Below are 19,298 nucleotides of genomic sequence, written 5' to 3'. Positions count from 1 at the left end.
TCTATGAGTAATCGCATCAACCAAAGCCGCCGTAACCTCTTCAGTCGCCGCAAGAGCCAGGTGATCCGCCCGCCCTGGAGCAGCACAGATGTCGAATTTACCGATATCTGCACCCGCTGCGATAAGTGTATCGACGCCTGTGAAACCAAGATCCTCTCCCGTGGCGACGGTGGCTTTCCCGAGGTCAGCTTCAGTCAGGATGAATGCACCTTCTGTGGCGCCTGTGCCAAGGTGTGTCCCGAGCCGCTGTTTACCGACACCGAAGAGACCCCCTGGCAGATCAAGGCCAGTATCGACCAGAGCTGTCTCGCCAACAGCGGCATCTGGTGTCAGACCTGTAAAGATGCCTGCGATCCCAGAGCCATCAGCTTTACCGCCAGCATAGGTCAGGCGCCCAAGCCTGTGATCGATACCGAGATGTGTAACGGCTGCGGTGCCTGCGTAGCCCCCTGCCCTAATCAATCAATAAAACTTAGCTAATGTAGTGAAAAGCATTGCCAAAAAACTGACAGGCAGCGCCAAATATTAGTGGTTTTGTTACACAAAGTTTAAGGGTAATATTGGGCAAAACGGGCAAAAAGTTAATCATTATGTTTGGAAAGAAAAATAACAAAGCAGGTCTCACCTTTATTGCGCAAGGGACTAAATTATCAGGGGAAACTCATTTTGCCGGCGAAGCCCTCATCGGCGGCGAACTGCACGGCAAAATCAGCGCGACCGGTAAGCTGACGATCGAAGTCGATGGTTATATCGAAGGCGAGCTGCAGTGTAAGGAAATTAAGGTCTCTGGTGCGTTTAAGGGCAAGATGAAGTGTGAAAAACTGAACATCACCAGCACAGGTAGCGTCGAGGGCGAGATCGCCTGTAACTCGATGGAGATCTTCGAAGGGGGTCAGTTTATCGGGATGCGCGTACGCGAAGAGGTCGCTCTGCTCGCCAGCGAACCAGACGTCCAAGCAATTAACCCTGAAACCAAATCTGATGCCGAACCTGAGGCAGAGTCTCAGTTAGACAATTACTTTAAAGAACTCACTAAATCTGCCTAATCTAGGTAAGCTTGGCTAGAGCCCTATCTGGCTATATTAAGTGGACAGCTTTAACAAATAAGGCCACAGGATTGTGTGGCCTTTTTTATATCCATCCCTTGCCCCCATTTCTTGTACTCATAATAATGAGTCTATGGTCAGCAGTCGCTTTCTAGCAGGCCAGGATGACCTGCTATTGCCTAAGGTTGCTTCTATATTCCCTCAGCAGCGCGAGAAACTCTCTCGGCGCTCTGTCTAAACAATCTTCCGGCAAGTAAACATGGTAACCCAGCTGAGTATTGAGCTGAGCGCAGCGCCGGGCAAACATCGCCTGCACGCCACTGAAATCTGTGCCTTCTAGTGTGATGGGAGTGAACTCTGAGTTGAGATAATGCTCGAGGTCCGCAAGCTCACCGTCCAGATTCAGGGAGGAGATCAGCAGCGGGCGCTGCTCGCTCAAGAGCCCAGTCGCCAGCCTGGGAGGTATATCGTCGATCAGCGGCAACAGGGATTTCAGCCTGACCCCGATATAGGGCAGATCATGGCTATCAAACGTCTGAATGCTGCGAGGAATATCGACCCGTTGAATGTTGTCCCATTCCAGATAGATGCTGCCCCTGTGATGATGATACACCAGCCCCCTGGGCCTTAGCTCTATACTCACCTCGGGCTGCATCCACTTGGCTATCCCCAACACGGTAAAGATCATACCGAAGATGAAACAGATCATGCCCGGCCCCATCAGCGCCCTGGAGGCGATAAACATGCACAGGGCACTGATTAAGGCGATGCCGCCAATCAGGGTAAAGGTGCGCGCGTTACGCTTGGTCACCGCGCGAATGACAACAGCTTCTTGTTCCATAATCTCCAAACGCTAATCTGCCAAAGCAAATTTAATCTTAAGCCAAGTCTGTCCCACATATTCATGGATCGAACGCTGGGAGGCCAACAGGTTACGGGCATCCAGCTGCCACCAGTAGCCGCCCCGGGCAATAAAGTCTGCCGGCGCCCCCTGAGGGTGCATGCCAGCCTGATGAAAGATCATCATGGCCCGTGGCAGATGGGTGGCCGAGGTCACCAACCTGAAGGGGCTATCACCTATCTCCCACTTGAGAAATTGTGCCTCCTCCAGGGTATCTTTGGCCAGGGGAAACTTAATGATCCGCTCTGGGTTCACCCCAAGCTCGATGGCGGCATTGGCCATCACCTGCGCCTGAGGCACAGCATCACTGCCACCCCAACCGCTGACCACCAGTTGGCAATCCTGGCCTAGGCTGAGTTGTCTCACCCCTTCGGTAAGACGGGCCAGTGCGGTGGCAGAGAGCTGCAGGGTGGCGCGATCGGCGATAGTAGAATCGTGACCACTGCCCAGCACCATCACCACGCAGGCGTTTTCTATTGGGTCGTTGTTGACTGGGTATTGCCCCTCGAGCGGTGCGGTCAGCTGATGACTGCCCCATTGACTGCTCGCCAGCAATAAGATGGTAAAAGAGAGTGTGATCAGCGCCTTAACGAACTTGCGTCGTCGCAGGATCAGGATCGCGATAAACAGACACAATACCGATAATGGGATCGGCATTAAGAGTTGTGAAATTAGTTTTTTTATCCAGAACATGGCTATCCTTGCCCCTAAGTCTTGCCCCCATTGAAAAGTGGGGGCAAGTGTAACCTAGGGATGCCTGGAAGTCATTACCAGAGCCAGGCGGCGCCGCGAACCCCAGATGAGCCGCCATACATGTTCTGCACCACAGGGGTACGACACTCACCGCCAAGCACATACTTAGACAGTGCCTCAGGTAATCTTGGATAGATGGCCTCTATGTTGGAGACGCCTCCGCCGAGCACGATAATGTCGGGATCCAGCATGTTAATCATATGGGCCAGCGAGCGAGCCAGACGGTCGATATAGCGCTCAAACGCCGCGGTCGCCAGCGCTTCACCCTGCTCCATACGACGGGCGATCTCGATACCGCTGGGTGCATCGCCACCGGCCGCCTTATAGTCGCGCACGAAGCCGGTGCCAGAGATAAAGGTTTCGATGCAGTCTTTGTTGCCGCAGAAACACTCGGTAGAGTTGAACTCGTCGGGTGTCATCCAGGGCAGCGGGTTATGGCCCCACTCGCCGCCGATACCGTTGCCGCCACCGTGGACCTTGCCGTTGATGGCAATACCGCCGCCACAGCCCGTGCCTATGATCACCCCAAATACCAGGCCTTTACCGGCCGCGGCGCCATCTACCGCCTCGGACACGGCGAAACAGTTGGCATCGTTGGCTACGCGCACCTCACGCTCCAAACGCGCACCTAAGTCCAGATCTAAGGGATGGCCATTGATCCAGGTCGAGTTGGCATTCTTCACCAGACCAGAGAAAGGAGAAATCACCCCGGGAATACCGACACCCACTGTGCCTTTTTGACCCAGAGTGGACTCTGCTTCATTGACGAGTGCCTCGATGGCATCCAGGGTGGCTTTGTATTCACGCGGCGTGGGGATCCGTTTCCTAAACAGTTCCTTACCGGCCTCACTCAGGGCCACCAGCTCTATCTTAGTGCCCCCCAGGTCAACACCCATTCTCATCATACTCTGCTCCAATCTTATTCTCTTTTTCTTACTTATCGCGCCAATGCTTTGCGGTGGCGATAAAGTAGGGATTCAAAATATCTTCTTTCTGGTTATAGTCCAGCGGCTGGCCGTTATCGGCATTCACCACAAGACCGCCAACACTTTCCAACACTGCCTGCGCCGCCGCCGTGTCCCACTCGCTGGTCAGACCCAGGCGGGGATAGATATCCGCCTTGCCTTCGGCCAGCAGACAAAACTTCAGCGAGCTGCCGATACTGGTCATCTCATGTTCGCCTATCTCCTCGAGATAGGCCGCAAGCCCAGGGCTCACATGGGAGCGACTGCCGACAATCCTGGGCACATTCGGCGCCGCAACCGCCAGCTGGTTCAAATCTGTCACCCCATCGGCGCTGGCCAACCAGGCGCCAAGATGCTGGGCGCCGTAATAACATTTATCCAGCACGGGCGCATAGACGACCCCAGCGAGGGCGCGGCCCTTGTCGATAAAGGCGATATTAACGGTGAACTCACCGTTACGCTTAATAAACTCTTTGGTGCCATCCAGTGGGTCGATAAGCCAATACTGCTGCCACTGCTTACGCGTCTCCCAGGGAATATCGGCGGCCTCTTCAGACATCACGGGAATGTCTGGCGTCAGATGCGCAAGCGCCTCGACGATCACCTTGTGGCTGGCCAGATCGGCCGCGGTCACAGGGCTATCGTCGGCCTTGGCCTGAATATCCATCTGGTCGCTGCCATAGACCTGCATGATGGCATCGCCCGCCTTCTTAGCGATCTCGACCAACTCATCTAACCATTCTTGCTTAAATATATGACTCACAATATAAATTCTCTTCGTCCTAGATTGCCTTAGTATGCCATCTCCACGCCTAAGAATTTAATAACAATTTGATCATACTTTGCGTAAAAGATACTAAGCTAGGCGCGGGGCAGTGAAAAGCCTTTCGCCGCGCCTTGCATTCGTATTCAGCACCTTGTCAGGCTTGCAGCCAACCGATGATCACCCCACAAGCTGTTAACCTTTCACCTCTATCGCAAGTACAAAATCACCACCGAAATCCCACGCCTAATTCACCTAAAAATCACCCAGGCAACACAAAGCTACAAAGCCAGGTGATTAATCCAGCAATTATCGACATTTCCCTTGTTAATTAGCCAATTAATCATCATATTCGCGCAAAAATTCAGATCGAAAAGATGAGCAGATGAAACGATACCTAGCCGTTCCCCTCCTACTTGTTAGCAGCCATTCGGCGTTTGCCGCCTGGTGGATAGAACCGACCGACCTGCCGCTGCGAGCCGACATTCAACTGCTCGCCGATACAGGGATAATCAAGCAGCCGGTCACCACCTATCCGCTGATGTGGGCCGGGCTCAAGCAAGATCTCGATGCAGCCGAATTGCCCGAGCTTTCTCCGGCCCAGGCCGCGGCCTACGATAGAGTAATGAGCGCCTATGCCAGAGACCATAGAGACCTTAGTACCCGCATCGGCCTGGGGGCGGCCACCGACAGGGCGCGCTTCTTGGGCTTTGGCCATGACTATAGAGACAAGGCCGAAGCCAAGGTGGACGTCGAGATCACCAAGGAGTGGTTTAGCGGTCGCCTCTCGGCTAGCTATCATCAAGACCCGATAGATGGCAACAGCAGCCGGCTAGACAACAGCTTCGCCGCCCTGAGCCTGGGCAACTGGATCCTCAGCGCCGGTGCTCAGCAAAAATATTGGGGGCCAGGATGGGATACCGGCCTAATCCAGACCACCAATGCCCGCCCCATGCTAGGTGTGACACTAAGCCGCAACAACAGCGCCGCATTCGAATCGCCCTGGCTTAACTGGATCGGCCCCTGGACCTTTACCACCAGCTTCAGCCAGATGGAGAGCGACCGCTATGTGCCCGATGCCAGACATTGGGGCGCTCGCGGCACCCTCAGACCTATCTCTAAACTAGAGGTTGGCTTCTCATGGACCATGCAGTGGGGCGGCGAAGGCTATGGCAATAGCCTGAGTGACTGGTGGGATGGCCTGTTTAATGGTGGCCAGTCTGAGGGTGATGTCACCAACGGCCAGGAAAATATGCTCGCCGGTTATGATTTTCGCTGGTCAGACACCGCCTTCGGCGTCCCCTATGGCATCTATTTCGAACGGATCCACGAAGACTATCACCACGGCAAAAACAAGCTGATCAATGCCGCCAACTTGGGCGGGGTAGACTTTATGCTAGATGCACTGAGCACCCGGGTCTTCATCGAGTATGCCGATACCAAGGTGGCCTGTGGCATCGACCCTAACGCCTATAACTGTCTGTATGAACATGGCTTTTACCAGAGTGGCTACCGCTACTACGGCAGGAGCCTGGGCAGCACCTATGATAACGATTCCGAGACCTTAGTCCTTGGTGGCATCACTCAGCTGGGCGATGGCCACAGCGTCACCAACAAGTTGCGCTGGCTCAGGCTCAACACCGACGGTATAGATACGGGCAATAGCGCAGGCGGTAACCCTGTCTCTCCTGGCGAATATGAGCGGGTCTATCAGTTCGATACCAGCTACCACAGACCTTGGTTTGAGGGCATCCTCAAGCTGGGTGGCACCCTCAGTTATCGCCAGTTTGTCCATAACGGCGGACACGACTGGGACACCAGCCTGTATGCCCTGTGGGAAAGGCGCTTCTAAGGCTGCACAGGTGTAAACCATTAAAGCCAAGTCTGTTTCGAAATGACGAATAAACAGGGCGCCGAGTAGTTTCGGCGCTCTAGAAGATTAGATTCGGGTAAACTAACTAAGCCTAAGCACTAGAAAAGATTAAATCTAACTTAGCCCTTTCCTGCTTAGCTCCAGCTTAAAACCAACTTAGGCCAGCAGCCCCTGCTTAACTAGATAATCTACCACCTGCTCGGCACACTGCTGCACCGACTGCTCGGCGGATTTAACATGCACCTCGGGGGAAACCGGCGCCTCGTAGGCAGAATCGATACCGGTAAAGTGTTTAATCTCACCGGCCCGCGCCTTCTTGTAGAGTCCCTTGGGGTCGCGCTGCTCACACACCTCAAGCGGCGTATCGATGAAGACCTCGATAAATTGATGGGCCGCCAGCAGATCTCTCACCAGCTTGCGATCGGCATTAAATGGCGAGATGAAGGCCGTCGATACCAAAGTGCCGGCATCGACAAACAGCTTGGCTACCTCGCCGATACGGCGGATGTTCTCTACCCTGTCCTCATCGGAAAAGCCCAGGTCGCCATTGAGTCCATGGCGTACATTATCGCCATCGAGCACATAGGTGTTACAGCCTCTGTCATGGAGCAGACGGTCGACTGCGTTAGCCACTGTGGACTTGCCAGAACCACTCAGGCCAGTAAACCAGAGCACGGCGCCTTTGTGGCCGTTGGCCTGCTCGCGCTCCGCGTGAGTCACGCTGGCCTGATGCCACTGAACATCGCTGGATTTCACATTAACATCGACTGTCTTATAGGGGGACATCGGCTTTCCTTAACGGGTTAACTGCAATCACGATGGGCGAAACCGATCGTCTCGCCCCTCGTCTAAAACGGGAAAAACAAAGGCACTGTCAGTAGGACTATGGCCCCATAAGTCAGGCTCACGGGCACGCCCACTTTAACAAAATCCATCAGGCGATAGCGACCGGCGTTATACACCATGAGGTTGGTCTGATAACCATAGGGGCTGATGAAGCTGCCGCTGGCGGCAAAAGCCACCGTCATCACGAAGGGTAAGAAGTCCACCCCGAAGCCCAGTGCTATGCTGTAGGCGATAGGGAACATCAGCGCCGCCGCCGCGTTATTGGTAATGAGCTCTGTCATCAGCCAGGTGGCGAGATAAACCAGCAATAACGCCAGCATAAGATGCTCTTTCTCCGCCGTTCCCTCTACCCAGCTGGCCACCAGCTCGGCCACGCCGCTGTTGACCAGGGCATGGGAGAGCAAGATGGCCGAGGCCACCACCAGCCAGATATCCACAGGGAAGCGGCGAACCACTTCGTTGACGTTGAGGCACTGGGTGAAGATCAACACGCCCAGCAGCAGTAACATCCCTTGGAGCATCTCCACCACGCCTGTGGCGGCGAGCACCAGTGTCAGCACGAAACCGCCGATAGAGATCCAGGCCTTCTTGCCATTGTTACGGGTCTCGGGCTCGACGCCGCTGATGACGATAAAGTTCTTGCTGATGTTGTGGCGGGTAAGGAAGTCCTTACCGACAGCCAGCACTAAGAAGTCGCCCGCCTTGATCTGCACCTCACCGAGCTTTCCCGAGATCTCTTCGCCGTCACGGCGAATGGCCACCGCAGCGGCGTCAAACAGGGCGCGAAAGCCCGCCTTCTTCATGGTCTTACCCACCAGTACGCTCTCTTGCTTTACCACCACTTCGGTGAGGTTGCTGTCGAGCAGGCCATTTTTTTCGGCAAACATCTCAAGACCAGAGAACTGACTAAGCTGCATCACCTTGGCGATATCGCCGCTGAAGATCAGCCTGTCATCCTGCTGCAGCACCTCGGTGGGCGTCACAGGGCTGATGAGGCGACCATTACGCACCACCTCAACCAGGAACAGGGATTCGAGATGCCTGAGGCCGTTGTCTTCCACCGAACGACCAATTAGCTCGGAGCCTGCTACCACCTTGGCATCGATAAAGTAGCCCTTGGAGCAGGTCTCCTGGTGAGCGATATCCGGCAGCCATCTTGAGGCGATACGCAGCACCAGACCACAGCCCAGCACCAGCAAGGCGCCGATGGCGGTGAAAGAGAAGAAAGAGAGCGACTGGTTTGAGGCATCAATCACCATACTATTGACGATAAGGTTGGTCGAGGTGCCCACCAGGGTCAGGGTACCGCCCAGTATCGCCGCGTAAGACAGGGGTAGTAATAACTTACTCGCCACATGATGCGGATTATTGCGAATGGGCGACAACAGGGTGGCCACCACGGCGGTATTGTTAAGCAGAGCCGAGCTCAGTGCCGTCATGCCGTACAGGCGTAGCCAGGTGGTACGGTAGCCGCTGACGATAACCTTGGCGGCGATGACCCGCAGCAGCCGGGTCTTCTCCAATGCAAAGGAGCAGAGGATCAGCAGTACCAAGGTTACCAGGCCAGGATTAGACATGCTGGAGAGCAGTTGCTCCTTGGTCACCAGATTAAACGCCACCAGCACCAGCAGGGTCACGCCAAACACCAACGCCGGCCGGTTTTGGAAACGCACTAACCCCACGATAGTCGCGAGGAAGATGGCGATGGTGAGATAAGCGTTAAATGTCATAGTTTGCTTTCTTAAGCCTCAGGCTAGCGGTTCTAAGTCGGTGTTCGCCATCAAAACGATACTAAACACCTTACTTAGCGCTAGCCCTTGGCCTCAACTGTCCGTAACTGTTATCGGTAACTAATGTCTGTCACTAATATCTGTACTAAATATACGTAATTAGGCCTTGGAAATATCCTTCACGCCCCAGTGAGGGAAATGCTTACGCACTAAGGCGTTCATCTCCAGCTCGAAGGCCGAGATCTCACGTTGCTTGCCCTTGCCAGCGTCGATCGCCTTGCGGATCATGCCAGCGCCCACTGTCACATTGGTGAGCCTGTCGATGATGATGAAGGCGCCGGTGGCACGGTTATCTTCATAGGCGTCAAACTGCACAGGCTCGGTAACCGAGAAGTGACAGTTGCCCATCTCGTTCAGGGCCAGTTGCTGGGCGCTGTGCTGGGTCAAATGGTTGATATCCACCTTATAGTTGATGGCATCGGCATAGCCGTATACCGCCTTGCTGCCAAGCTTAAGCGCATACTCTCGGTCTACACACAGGGGCTCTTCGGTCATCCACACCACGTCGGCCTCGAAATGAGTGGTCGAGTTAGGCTTATCGTGGGGGCGCACCAACATGTCGCCGCGGCTGACGTCTATCTCATCGGTGAGCGTTAAGGTCACCGCCTGCCCTGCCACAGCCTTTTCGAGCTCGCCGTCGAAGGTCACGATTGACTTGATGCGGCTCTCTTTGCCCGATGGCAAGGCGGCGATGGTGTCACCGACACGGATCTCGCCCGATGCCACTGTGCCGCAGAAGCCCCTGAAATCCAGGTTTGGACGATTGACATATTGCACCTGGAAGCGGAACGATTCGCTCCTATCCTGCTCAACAGAAACCGTGTTGAGCAGCTTGATCAGGGTCGAACCTGGATACCAGGTCATGTTCTCGCTCTCGTTCACTACGTTGTCGCCCTTGAGCGCCGAGATCGGCACGAAGCGCACGTCGGTAAAGGCAAGATCTTTGGCAAACTCGCGATAGGCCTTCTTGATCCCCTGATAAATCCCCTGGTCGTAGCCGACCGCATCCATCTTGTTGATGGCGATGATTACGTGCTTGATGCCCAGCTGTGAACAGATATAGCTGTGACGACGTGTCTGTACCTGCACCCCATGACGGGCATCGATCAGAATAATGGCCAGATCGGATGTCGACGCACCTGTGGCCATGTTGCGTGTGTACTGCTCATGGCCTGGGGTGTCGGCGATGATAAATTTACGCTGCTCGGTGGCAAAGTAGCGGTAGGCCACATCGATAGTGATCCCCTGCTCGCGCTCCGACTGCAGACCATCTACCAGAAGCGCCAAGTCAAAGGCCTGATCTGTGGTGTTAAAACGCTTGGAATCTTTCTCGATAGCCGCCATCTGATCTTCGAAGATCATCTTGCTATCGAACAGCAAGCGGCCGATCAGGGTCGACTTACCATCATCCACGCTGCCACAGGTCAAGATACGCAACATATCTTTGTTTTCGTGAAGCTTTAGGTAACCTTCGATGTCGGTCTGCAATAATGTGTTTTCAGTCGTCATGGTGTTTCTCGTATTCGTTATCTGCTGCGTACCTGGCCAATGGGCCATCAATGCGATGCCTTAAGTTAGAAGTAACCTTCCATCTTCTTCTTTTCCATCGAGCCGGCGGAGTCGTTATCGATCACCCGTCCCTGACGCTCTGAGGTAGTACAAAGCAGCATCTCCTGAATAATTTCTGGCAGGGTTGTCGCCTGAGATTCGACGGCGCCGGTGAGCGGATAACAGCCTAGGGTTCTGAAACGCACCATCTTCTGCTCTACGGCTTCACCAGGCTCGAGCTCCATGCGCTCATCGTCAACCATGATCAAGGTGCCATCACGCTTCACCACCGGACGTGGCTCGGCGAGATACAGTGATGGGATCTCGATATTTTCCAGATAGATATATTGCCAGATATCCAGCTCGGTCCAGTTAGACAGCGGGAACACCCGGATACTCTCGCCCTTGTCGACCTTGCCGTTATAGATATTCCACAGCTCGGGGCGCTGATTCTTAGGATCCCAGCGATGCTTGCTGTCGCGGAACGAGTAGACGCGCTCCTTGGCGCGGGACTTCTCTTCGTCGCGGCGGGCGCCACCGAAGGCGGCATCGAAACCATGCATGTCCAGCGCCTGCTTAAGGCCCTCAGTCTTCATGATATCCGTATGTTTGGCACTGCCATGGGTAAAGGGAGAGATGTTCATCTCCAGGCCACGGGGGTTCTTATGCACGATAAGATCGAACCCATACTGTTTGGCCATGCGATCGCGAAATTCAATCATCTCCTTGAACTTCCAGTTGGTGTCGACATGCAGCAAAGGAAACGGGATCTTGCCGGGATAAAATGCCTTGCGCGCCAGATGCAGCAACACAGAAGAGTCTTTACCAACGGAATAGAGCATCACGGGGTTTTCAAACTCTGCGGCAACTTCACGCATGATCTGAATCGATTCAGCCTCGAGTTGTTTAAGATGGGTTTGCTGTGTAGACATATGGCTTTCCGTTTTATTCCAATGTTATCAAATTGCTATTAACCAAGATGCCAACCTACTCTACATTTCATTCAACATAAAATCTAAGCATGGTTAACCAAAAATCGGCCTAAACAGGATAATACCAGCACGGAGTCGTTTTAGAAGTTATAAATATTAATTTATTTATACCAAAAAGAAATAACAAGGAAGCTAAAATTTGGAAGGGAAACAGCTAATGAGCCAGGGGCTTGGGGCTTGGGGCTTGGGGCTTGGGGCTTGGGGCTTGGGGCTTGGGGCTTGGGGCTTGGGGCTTGGGGCTTGGGGCTTGGGGCTTGGGGCTTGGGGCTTGGCAAGAGAATGCTCTCTCAGCCCCATGCACCGTAAGTAACTCTGCAAAACATCAGATATTTAATTTTTCGTTAGTGCCTTTTACCTTAGCTAACAACCAAGTTTTAAAAGTGACTGGCGAGGGTTTGTGCATCGGCAAGTTAAACCTTCTTCGCTCATTATTCACCAACACAAGGGGTAAATTTTGTTCACAATACAAGGCAAACTGCTCTAAATAGATACGAGAGTATGCACCGTCCTCGATTTTCTGTGGTTCGTCTAAATCCAACCGCTTATGCTTAACCCAAGGCTCTAGGGCATACCAAGTTGATAAAAACATTGGGCCCCAAACATTCATAAAGTGATTTCTTGAAATTAGATTATGCAACGCCATGTAACCGATACGTTGTAACTTAACGCTGACCTCTTGAGCAGCCTTAAGTTCTTCATCATTCCAATAACAGTCGTTATGTTTTATATGCTCGTTCGGACAATTACAATATGGATGACGTTTATGAGCATCAGTAATAAGCCTTATTGCAGGCTTAAGATGATCCATCTCGGTCATCGCCCATCTTAGAATGTCTGCATCTCTAGATAATGCAGACTCTTTAATATTATTTGATCCCTGCTTTAACCCATAAAGTAACAAGCCGGTCAAAATAACCATTAAGACATTTGTTAGCCCGGAAACACCATTCCAATCGAAAGTGGTTAACTGAATTTGAAACTCATCAAACAAGGTTCGTTACTCGCAACTCAAATGAAGAAAATCATAATAACGCTTTAAAACCAAGAAAGAAATATTGAATGCTAACAGGTTCTTAACCATACGAAATCTCAATCAATGACTTCACCACAAATCTTACTTAAATCTACATGAGCTTAGACGATTGCAGTGTTTTCTTATCGTCAAATTGTAATGGGCTATTAACTTTACAAAAGCTGTATCACACAACTCTACTGTAATCCGAACATGAACAGAACGTCCGAGTTTTGTCGGCTTTGTTTTTCTCTATCGACTCTTAAACAATCTCCGCATATTCATCCATCCCTTTATGACCCCTTGACGTTAAGAACTCCAGCAGGGCTTTGGGACTATGGTTAAGAATTCGCTCAATCGGGAAATCAACTTCTTGAATCAACTCAATCGCTTTGTCAAAGCCACCTAAGCTGAAGGCAACATGGGAGTCTGATCCCAAGACCAAATAGCCTCCGGCCTCTTTTACTGCACGGGCTATTGCCGTGCAGTTTTTCAAGCTACCTTTTCGCGAGGTCAAAAATGAGGAGTTATTTATCTCAAGGGCAACATTGTGGGTCGCGGCCACTTCCGCAACACGCTTAATGTCGATGGGATAAGCTGGGTTGCCAGGATGACTGATGATATCGACATTGCCACTTTCAATGCAATTGACTAACGCCTGAGTGTGGGTAGTTTGAGTGGATGGCTGAAAAACTGGCTCGTGAAATCCCGCTAGCACGATGTCTAATTCATTGAGATAACTACCAAAGAAATCAATATCACCATTTTCGTTTTTGATATTGGCTTCAATACCTCGGAGCACACCGATACCATCGACAATTCGAGGCAATACTCGCATGTTGACGAAGTGCCAAAAGTGCGGCGCATCAGCCATATCGGGCCCATGATCAGTAATGGCAAACAGCTTAATGCCCTTCTCTTTCGCCACAGCCAGATAATCATGAACCGTGCTATAGGCATGAGTAGAAGCTATGGTATGTGCATGAACATCAACAAGAAACTTCATCGGCGATTCCGTTAGTAAGATACAAGGTAAGAGAAGAAATTAGGCTGTGTTTCTAGTCTACGTATTTAAACCGCATTTTCCATAACACAGCTCGCAGTTTAAAACCCGTTAGTCGACTCTATTCATTGCTCAACACCTGAACCTCTTTATGCCTAGATATCTGCGCTTTTGCTCTTCTTACTATGTCACAGACTTTGTATCGCTTATCAAAGAGAGCAAATAGCGCCCATAACTATTGTTCAGCATAGGTTGGGCAAGACGATGAATATCCTCATTGGTTAGCCAACCATTACGCCAGGCTATCTCTTCAAGACAAGCCACTTTTAGCCCCTGCACAGTTTCTATGGTTTGAACAAAAGATGAAGCCTGCTGCAGACTGTCGAACGTACCGGTATCTAGCCAGGCAAAACCACGTCCCAACAGTTCGACCTTTAGCTGGCCACGCATTAGATAAGATTGATTAATTTCAGTAATTTCAAGCTCACCACGTTTTGAGGGCTTTAACCCTTTCGCGATATTGATGACTTGATTGTCATAAAAATAGAGCCCGGTAACCGCCCAGTTAGATTTTGGTATAGCTGGCTTTTCATCGATTGCCAAGGCGTTAAAATCAGCATCAAACTCCACCACGCCAAATCTTTCTGCTTGATCGACCTGGTAGGCAAAGATAGTCGCTCCCGCTGAATCTGCCTTGCTGAGATCAGCTACAGTCTGTTTCAGCGTGAGACTGAAACCCTGCCCATAAAAAACATTATCTCCCAGCACCAAACACACGCTATCGGTACCAATAAACTCCTCGGCAATGATAAAAGCCTGTGCAATGCCTTCAGGCTTTGGCTGTACTTGATAGGAAAGCAAAACCCCAAAAATCACTGCCATCGCCGAGTAAGCGCTGAAACAGCATTTGTTCATCGAGAGTCGTGATGATCATAATATCGCGGATCCCCGCCAGCATCAGGACAGAGAACGGATAATAGATCATTGGCTTGTCATACACCGGAAGCAGCTGCTTAGATACGCCGCGTGTGATGGGGTACAACCGCGTGCCAGTACCACCGGCTAATAAAATACCTTTCACTATATCGCTCTCATTTAGTCTCAGCTTAAAGCTATCAATAGATAATACACTACCCTGAAATGAAAAATGCCCATTTCAGCAAGCCAAAGTGGGCATTAAATCTCGGGGCAAGATTATTGTGCTAGCAGGTTATCTAACTGCTGACGAAACTCTTTACCCAGCTTTTCATTACGCAGGCCGTATTCAACAAAGGCTGCCATATAACCAAGCTTGTCGCCACAATCGTGAGACTTACCTGTCATATTGAAGGCTTCGACAGTGTCAGATTCAATCAACATGTCGATTGCGTCTGTCAATTGGATTTCATCCCCTGCACCAGCAGGGGTTTTAGCCAGCAAGTCCCAGATTTTTTCAGACAAAACGTAACGACCTACAACAGCAAGATTAGACGGGGCTTCATCAATAGCAGGCTTTTCAACCATAGCCTTAATAACTGATGATTCACCAGGTTCGATATTCACTCCGCCGCAATCGGCAATTCCGTACTTGTTAACTTCATCTAGAGCCACTGGCGCTACCATGATTTGGCTAGCTTGAGTCGCTTTATAATGTTTAATCATTGCCGCAAGGTTTTCTGAGCTTTGATCGGCACTGTACTCATCTAAGATCACATCCGGCAATACGACAGCGAAAGGGTTATTGCCAATACAAGGTTTAGCACAAAGTACGGCATGACCAAGCCCCTTAGCCTCGCCTTGGCGCACGTGCATGATGGTCACATCTTTGGGGCAAATTGATTGCACCTCGTCCAGTAACTGACGCTTTACACGCTTCTCAAGCGTAGACTCAAGTTCATAGGAAGTATCAAAATGGTTCTCGATAGCATTCTTACTCGCATGAGTTACCAATACAATCTCTTTCACACCAGCTGATACGCACTCGTTAACAATATATTGAATGAGTGGCTTGTCAACTAGCGGCAACATCTCTTTCGGTATGGCTTTGGTTGCAGGCAACATGCGCGTGCCAAGACCTGCAACAGGAATAACAACTTTCATAAAAAATCCAATATGATAAAACAGACAACCCCCCATAAGAGGATTTTTCCAATGCCACAATAAACTAAGCTTTACGAAGCCAAGTCAATATTTGCCAAATGTGTGATAATGCCCAGTTATAGGCCACAAAAATAGCAACAAAGCCCAAAAACATAATCCACTCAGGCACTAGCATCCATTCTCCCGAAACCCCGAGTGCAGCGAGTACTATGGAAGCCAGTGAAATCCGAACCAGGGTTTGTTTTCGACTATAGCCCGCTCTTTCAAATATGTGGTGAAGGTGATCTCGGTCAGGCTTAAAAGGAGACATCCCTTTTTTGACACGACGGTACATGATGGCCGCCATATCCATCAACGGAATACCAATCAGATACAGTGCGGTAACGGGTGCAAATACCCGAGCATCAGCTTCAACACCCAACACGAGTAACCATACAACCGTCAACCCAATCAGCATACTCCCCGCATCGCCCATAAAAATTTTTTGAACGGTTTCAAAAGGCCATCTTAAATTAAATATCAAGTACCCAATTATTGCGCCAATGAAAAGTAGTGGAAGAATAAACCAATGATTACCGGCCGTGTAAAACAGCAGTGCCAAAGAGGTAAAAGTGACTAGGCTCAACATACCGGCTAAGCCATCAATGCCATCCACCATATTGAAGGCATTAATGGCACCGATAACTGCCAATATGGTGACAAAAACACCTACGTAGCCAAGCTTCAACTCAAAGAAATAAGTAATATGGCCTAATGAAGTAAGGTAAAATCCTGCACCAAAGACAAGAATTGAAGCGGTGATCACTTGCGCAACAATCCTCACTCGAACAGACAAATCATATTTGTCGTCCAACACCCCCAAAAACAATATGAGCGCAGCAGAAATCAAGTAAAGATTGAACACCTGATTTTGTTCAAACACAATGCTGGAAACAAGCAAAACACTACAATATATTGCCACGCCACCGATTAACGGTATTGCACCAACATGTGTTTTCCTTTCATTAGGTAGATCTACTAAGCCCACTTTCTCTGCAATTGGATGAAACAATTTAATTGCCACACACGTTAAGCAAAACACCGTAACAAACGGTATAAAGTATTCCATAAACTCTCTTCCCTAAGTCAATACAGAATGACGAGGAACCATACTGTTCTCTACCGCCAACAACTACCAGCCATATAGTATAGCCTCCATATGACAAGGTAAAAACGGATCAACATAAAACGCTATAACTTTGGACCTGAAGCCAAATCTATTTTATGTTGCTCTTGTAAACTTAAACCACCTATGCATGAATGCAGTTATGCGCCAGACATAACTAATCGCGAGATAGTACAAAGCAAACACCAGCAAAAACGCGACAAACATCACAGTTTCACTAATCTCGAGATACTCAGACCAAACCCCAACTACCGCCATCAAGGTCGCTATCAAACAGATGACCAACAATGACATTCTCGGCGACATTCCAACGCGTTGGCAGATATGGTGTAAATGCTCTCTATCGGGCTTAAATGGTGATTGACCCTTTTTGATGCGGCGCGACATGATGCACACCATATCCATTAACGGCAACCCGATAAACCACAAAGCCGTCACCGGACGAATGACCGCCTCTTGCTGATCCTGACTCGCCTCAATCAACAACCAAATGACGGTAAAGCCAATAAACATACTACCAGCATCACCCATAAACACTTTAAAACGACGCCCAAAAGGAAAGCCTAAATTAAGCATGATATAAGGCAGCATCGCCACCATGAGCAGTAAACAAAAGTGTGCCAACTCTATCTGCCCTGCACCGTAAAACATATAACCAAGTGCACCAAAGGTCACCAAGGCTAATCCACCCAACAAACCGTCAATACCATCAACCATATTAAAGGCGTTAATGGCTCCGATCACGGCAAAAATGGTCACGACATAACTGACAAAGGTCGGTAGGATCAACGCCTTATCACCAGCAATAAAGCCTAAGTAATATAGACTCTTATAACCGATCAAAATCATCGCCATCGAAATCGCTGCCTGCACCCCCAAACGAGCTTTAAAGCTGAGATCAAAACGATCATCAAGCGCACCTAGTACAATCAGTACTGTGGAGCAAACCATGTAAAGCATCACATTACTCGTGACATCGAACACCAAACAGATGTTCAGCATGATAGCAGTGAAGATTGAAATACCACCAATTAATGGCACTTGACCTACATGTAACTTACGCTCATTAGGTTTGTCGACCAAGCCAATTCTTTTAGCTAATTTACGACATACAAGTAACAAAATAAACGAACTAAAAAATGCAAAAATCAAATAAAAACTCATAAACTACAACACTCTAGGTTATAGGCAATAGGTTAAGCTTTACGTTCACTCGCTATAGATAACTAAGTTATTCATTCGAAATGATAAAAATAAAGTAACCTTTGCTAAAAACCAATTTTAACATAAAATAACTCGTGCCATCTAAAAGCTATTAGCTCAACTCAAAGAGAAACTGACCACAAATTACTACTGGCTTAAGCATCCAATAAGCGACTTATAAAATAAAAACATTCCATCCATCAGCTATATTAAACCAACTAAAAAACCTGAGGTAAATTCATTTAAACGTCTAACTAAAAATTACATTACCTAAATGGCGTTGTTGATCAATTCAGTGCAGGGAACGCAGTCCCCCTGCGCTGTTCAGCAGTTTATCCAGGTATCTGACGAACAGGCATACCTAGCCTGCTCATTTTGTTCAACGCCGCAACGCCAGCCATAATTTCACCTACTTGAGCGTTGTAATCGCGCAGGCTCAATTTCCCGCTGTTGAGTTGCTTATAGCGATATATTAACCGTCTCTGAAAACGACCGCTAATGATAACCTCTATCATGCTTCCACGAGGCTAACTGATCTCTCTTTTAGTGCATCTACGGCCTCGTTTCGTGGCTGTTCGCCTCGCCGATATCCTGCATTCTTCCTGGATGGAATGATGGCTGTAATACCTTTCCGCTGAAGCACTGCGTAGCAATGCTTTGTGTCATAGGCACCGTCGGCGGAGACTTGCTTGATCTTACAGCGAAGTGGGTTAATGAGCGTAGGGATTACTTCACTGTTATGCACATTATCGAGCGAGGCTACCGCACTCACTATTTCGCGAGTGTCGGCATCAACGGCCAAGTGCATCTTGCGCCATATGCGCCGCTTCTCCTTGCCATGCTTACGGATTTTCCATTCTCCTTCACCGAAGACTTTCAGCCCTGTTGCATCAATCAAGATGTGCCTAGCTGGTCCCTTACTGCGTAGGCGATAGTTGACTTCAACCGTCTTAGCTCGCTTGCTGATACAGCTATAGTCGGGCGATTTTAGATCAACATCCATCAGCCGAAATAGCGAGTTGATAAACCCATACAGCGCTCGCAGAGGTAACTTAAACACGCCCTTAATCATGAGCGCGGTACTAATGGCTGAGTCACTGTAGGTATTACTGCGGCCCTGACGACCAGAAGGATGTTGGTTGTACCAATGCTTGATAGCAGCATCGTCCATCCAAAAGGTTAATGAACCTCTTTGGGTTAAGACTTGGTTGTATTGCGTCCAGTTGGTGATGTTGCCCTTGGCTGTACCCATGATGCGACCTGATAGTAGGGTTTAACGATCAGATCGCAAATGAGCAAAATGGTTCAATTCGATTTAGGCAACAACGCCTACCTGAATCACCAACAGTATGAAAACAA

General features: G+C 49.8%; 16 protein-coding genes and 2 pseudogenes. 3 read left to right on the top strand and 15 right to left on the bottom strand.

Features of this window, described 5'->3' with window-relative positions:
* Nucleotides 1-3: 3 nt before the first annotated feature.
* The gene (gene napF / locus SHEW_RS07340; RefSeq protein WP_011865231.1) at nt 4-480 is read left to right on the top strand and encodes a ferredoxin-type protein NapF; all 477 of its coding nucleotides are present in this window, start codon (nt 4-6) and stop codon (nt 478-480) included.
* A 110-nt stretch (nt 481-590) separates the two neighbouring features.
* A complete protein-coding gene (locus SHEW_RS07335) occupies nt 591-1,046 on the top strand; it encodes a bactofilin family protein (protein ID WP_011865230.1) in 456 nt (151 codons plus the stop codon).
* Between the two features lie 172 nt (nt 1,047-1,218).
* On the opposite strand, the gene SHEW_RS07330 is transcribed toward SHEW_RS07335, so the two are convergent.
* The 4 genes from SHEW_RS07330 to cysQ all read right to left on the bottom strand — a co-directional run bounded on the left by SHEW_RS07330 (nt 1,219) and on the right by cysQ (nt 4,428).
* A complete protein-coding gene (locus SHEW_RS07330; RefSeq protein WP_011865229.1) occupies nt 1,219-1,887 on the bottom strand; it encodes a DUF2982 domain-containing protein in 669 nt (222 codons plus the stop codon).
* A gap of 12 nt (nt 1,888-1,899) precedes the next feature.
* The gene (locus tag SHEW_RS07325) at nt 1,900-2,640 is read right to left on the bottom strand and encodes an ElyC/SanA/YdcF family protein (protein ID WP_011865228.1); all 741 of its coding nucleotides are present in this window, start codon (nt 2,638-2,640) and stop codon (nt 1,900-1,902) included.
* Between the two features lie 74 nt (nt 2,641-2,714).
* Entirely contained in the window at nt 2,715-3,605 is an 891-nt protein-coding gene (mak, locus tag SHEW_RS07320) for a fructokinase (RefSeq protein ID WP_011865227.1), read from the bottom strand.
* Between the two features lie 28 nt (nt 3,606-3,633).
* Complete coding sequence (gene cysQ, locus SHEW_RS07315) at nt 3,634-4,428, bottom strand: 3'(2'),5'-bisphosphate nucleotidase CysQ (RefSeq protein WP_011865226.1); 795 nt, start codon at nt 4,426-4,428, stop codon at nt 3,634-3,636.
* Nucleotides 4,429-4,813: 385 nt separating this feature from the next.
* Here cysQ and SHEW_RS07310 point away from each other — a divergent pair, with 385 nt between their 5' ends.
* Nucleotides 4,814-6,280 carry a capsule assembly Wzi family protein gene (locus tag SHEW_RS07310; RefSeq protein WP_011865225.1) on the top strand — a complete coding sequence of 489 codons (1,467 nt, stop codon included), beginning with the start codon at nt 4,814-4,816 and terminating at the stop codon, nt 6,278-6,280.
* Between the two features lie 177 nt (nt 6,281-6,457).
* Here SHEW_RS07310 and cysC read toward each other — a convergent pair whose 3' ends face one another.
* The 11 genes and pseudogenes from cysC to SHEW_RS07250 form a co-directional block, all read right to left on the bottom strand.
* Nucleotides 6,458-7,087: an adenylyl-sulfate kinase gene (gene cysC / locus SHEW_RS07305; RefSeq protein WP_011865224.1), complete on the bottom strand. Its 630-nt coding sequence runs from the start codon at nt 7,085-7,087 to the stop codon at nt 6,458-6,460.
* A 62-nt stretch (nt 7,088-7,149) separates the two neighbouring features.
* Complete coding sequence (locus SHEW_RS07300) at nt 7,150-8,877, bottom strand: SLC13 family permease (RefSeq protein ID WP_011865223.1); 1,728 nt, start codon at nt 8,875-8,877, stop codon at nt 7,150-7,152.
* Nucleotides 8,878-9,036: 159 nt separating this feature from the next.
* Nucleotides 9,037-10,446 carry a sulfate adenylyltransferase subunit CysN gene (gene cysN, locus SHEW_RS07295; protein ID WP_041407060.1) on the bottom strand — a complete coding sequence of 470 codons (1,410 nt, stop codon included), beginning with the start codon at nt 10,444-10,446 and terminating at the stop codon, nt 9,037-9,039.
* A 65-nt stretch (nt 10,447-10,511) separates the two neighbouring features.
* Complete coding sequence (gene cysD, locus SHEW_RS07290; protein ID WP_011865221.1) at nt 10,512-11,417, bottom strand: sulfate adenylyltransferase subunit CysD; 906 nt, start codon at nt 11,415-11,417, stop codon at nt 10,512-10,514.
* Nucleotides 11,418-11,799: 382 nt separating this feature from the next.
* Nucleotides 11,800-12,468: a hypothetical protein gene (locus SHEW_RS07285; protein ID WP_011865220.1), complete on the bottom strand. Its 669-nt coding sequence runs from the start codon at nt 12,466-12,468 to the stop codon at nt 11,800-11,802.
* Between the two features lie 283 nt (nt 12,469-12,751).
* On the bottom strand, nt 12,752-13,495 hold the full coding sequence (locus SHEW_RS07280; RefSeq protein ID WP_011865219.1) for a phosphatase: 744 nt from the start codon (nt 13,493-13,495) through the stop codon (nt 12,752-12,754).
* Nucleotides 13,496-13,675: 180 nt separating this feature from the next.
* Nucleotides 13,676-14,573: pseudogene (gene rfbA, locus SHEW_RS07275) on the bottom strand (glucose-1-phosphate thymidylyltransferase RfbA).
* Between the two features lie 113 nt (nt 14,574-14,686).
* Nucleotides 14,687-15,571, bottom strand: coding sequence for a UTP--glucose-1-phosphate uridylyltransferase GalU (gene galU, locus SHEW_RS07270; protein WP_041407059.1), 885 nt, complete (start codon nt 15,569-15,571; stop codon nt 14,687-14,689).
* A 64-nt stretch (nt 15,572-15,635) separates the two neighbouring features.
* Nucleotides 15,636-16,679 (bottom strand): UDP-N-acetylglucosamine--undecaprenyl-phosphate N-acetylglucosaminephosphotransferase, encoded by a 1,044-nt coding sequence (wecA, locus tag SHEW_RS07265; protein WP_011865217.1) that lies wholly within the window; start codon nt 16,677-16,679, stop codon nt 15,636-15,638.
* Between the two features lie 153 nt (nt 16,680-16,832).
* The gene (gene wecA / locus SHEW_RS07260) at nt 16,833-17,900 is read right to left on the bottom strand and encodes a UDP-N-acetylglucosamine--undecaprenyl-phosphate N-acetylglucosaminephosphotransferase (protein WP_011865216.1); all 1,068 of its coding nucleotides are present in this window, start codon (nt 17,898-17,900) and stop codon (nt 16,833-16,835) included.
* A gap of 371 nt (nt 17,901-18,271) precedes the next feature.
* Nucleotides 18,272-19,191, bottom strand: a pseudogene (locus tag SHEW_RS07250) (IS5 family transposase).
* Nucleotides 19,192-19,298: the final 107 nt, after the last annotated feature.

Source organism: Shewanella loihica PV-4, from assembly GCF_000016065.1.
Taxonomy (GTDB): Bacteria; Pseudomonadota; Gammaproteobacteria; order Enterobacterales; family Shewanellaceae; genus Shewanella; species Shewanella loihica.
The sequence above is the reverse complement of the archived record's forward strand: the minus strand, read 5'-3'. Positions and strand labels throughout refer to the sequence as shown.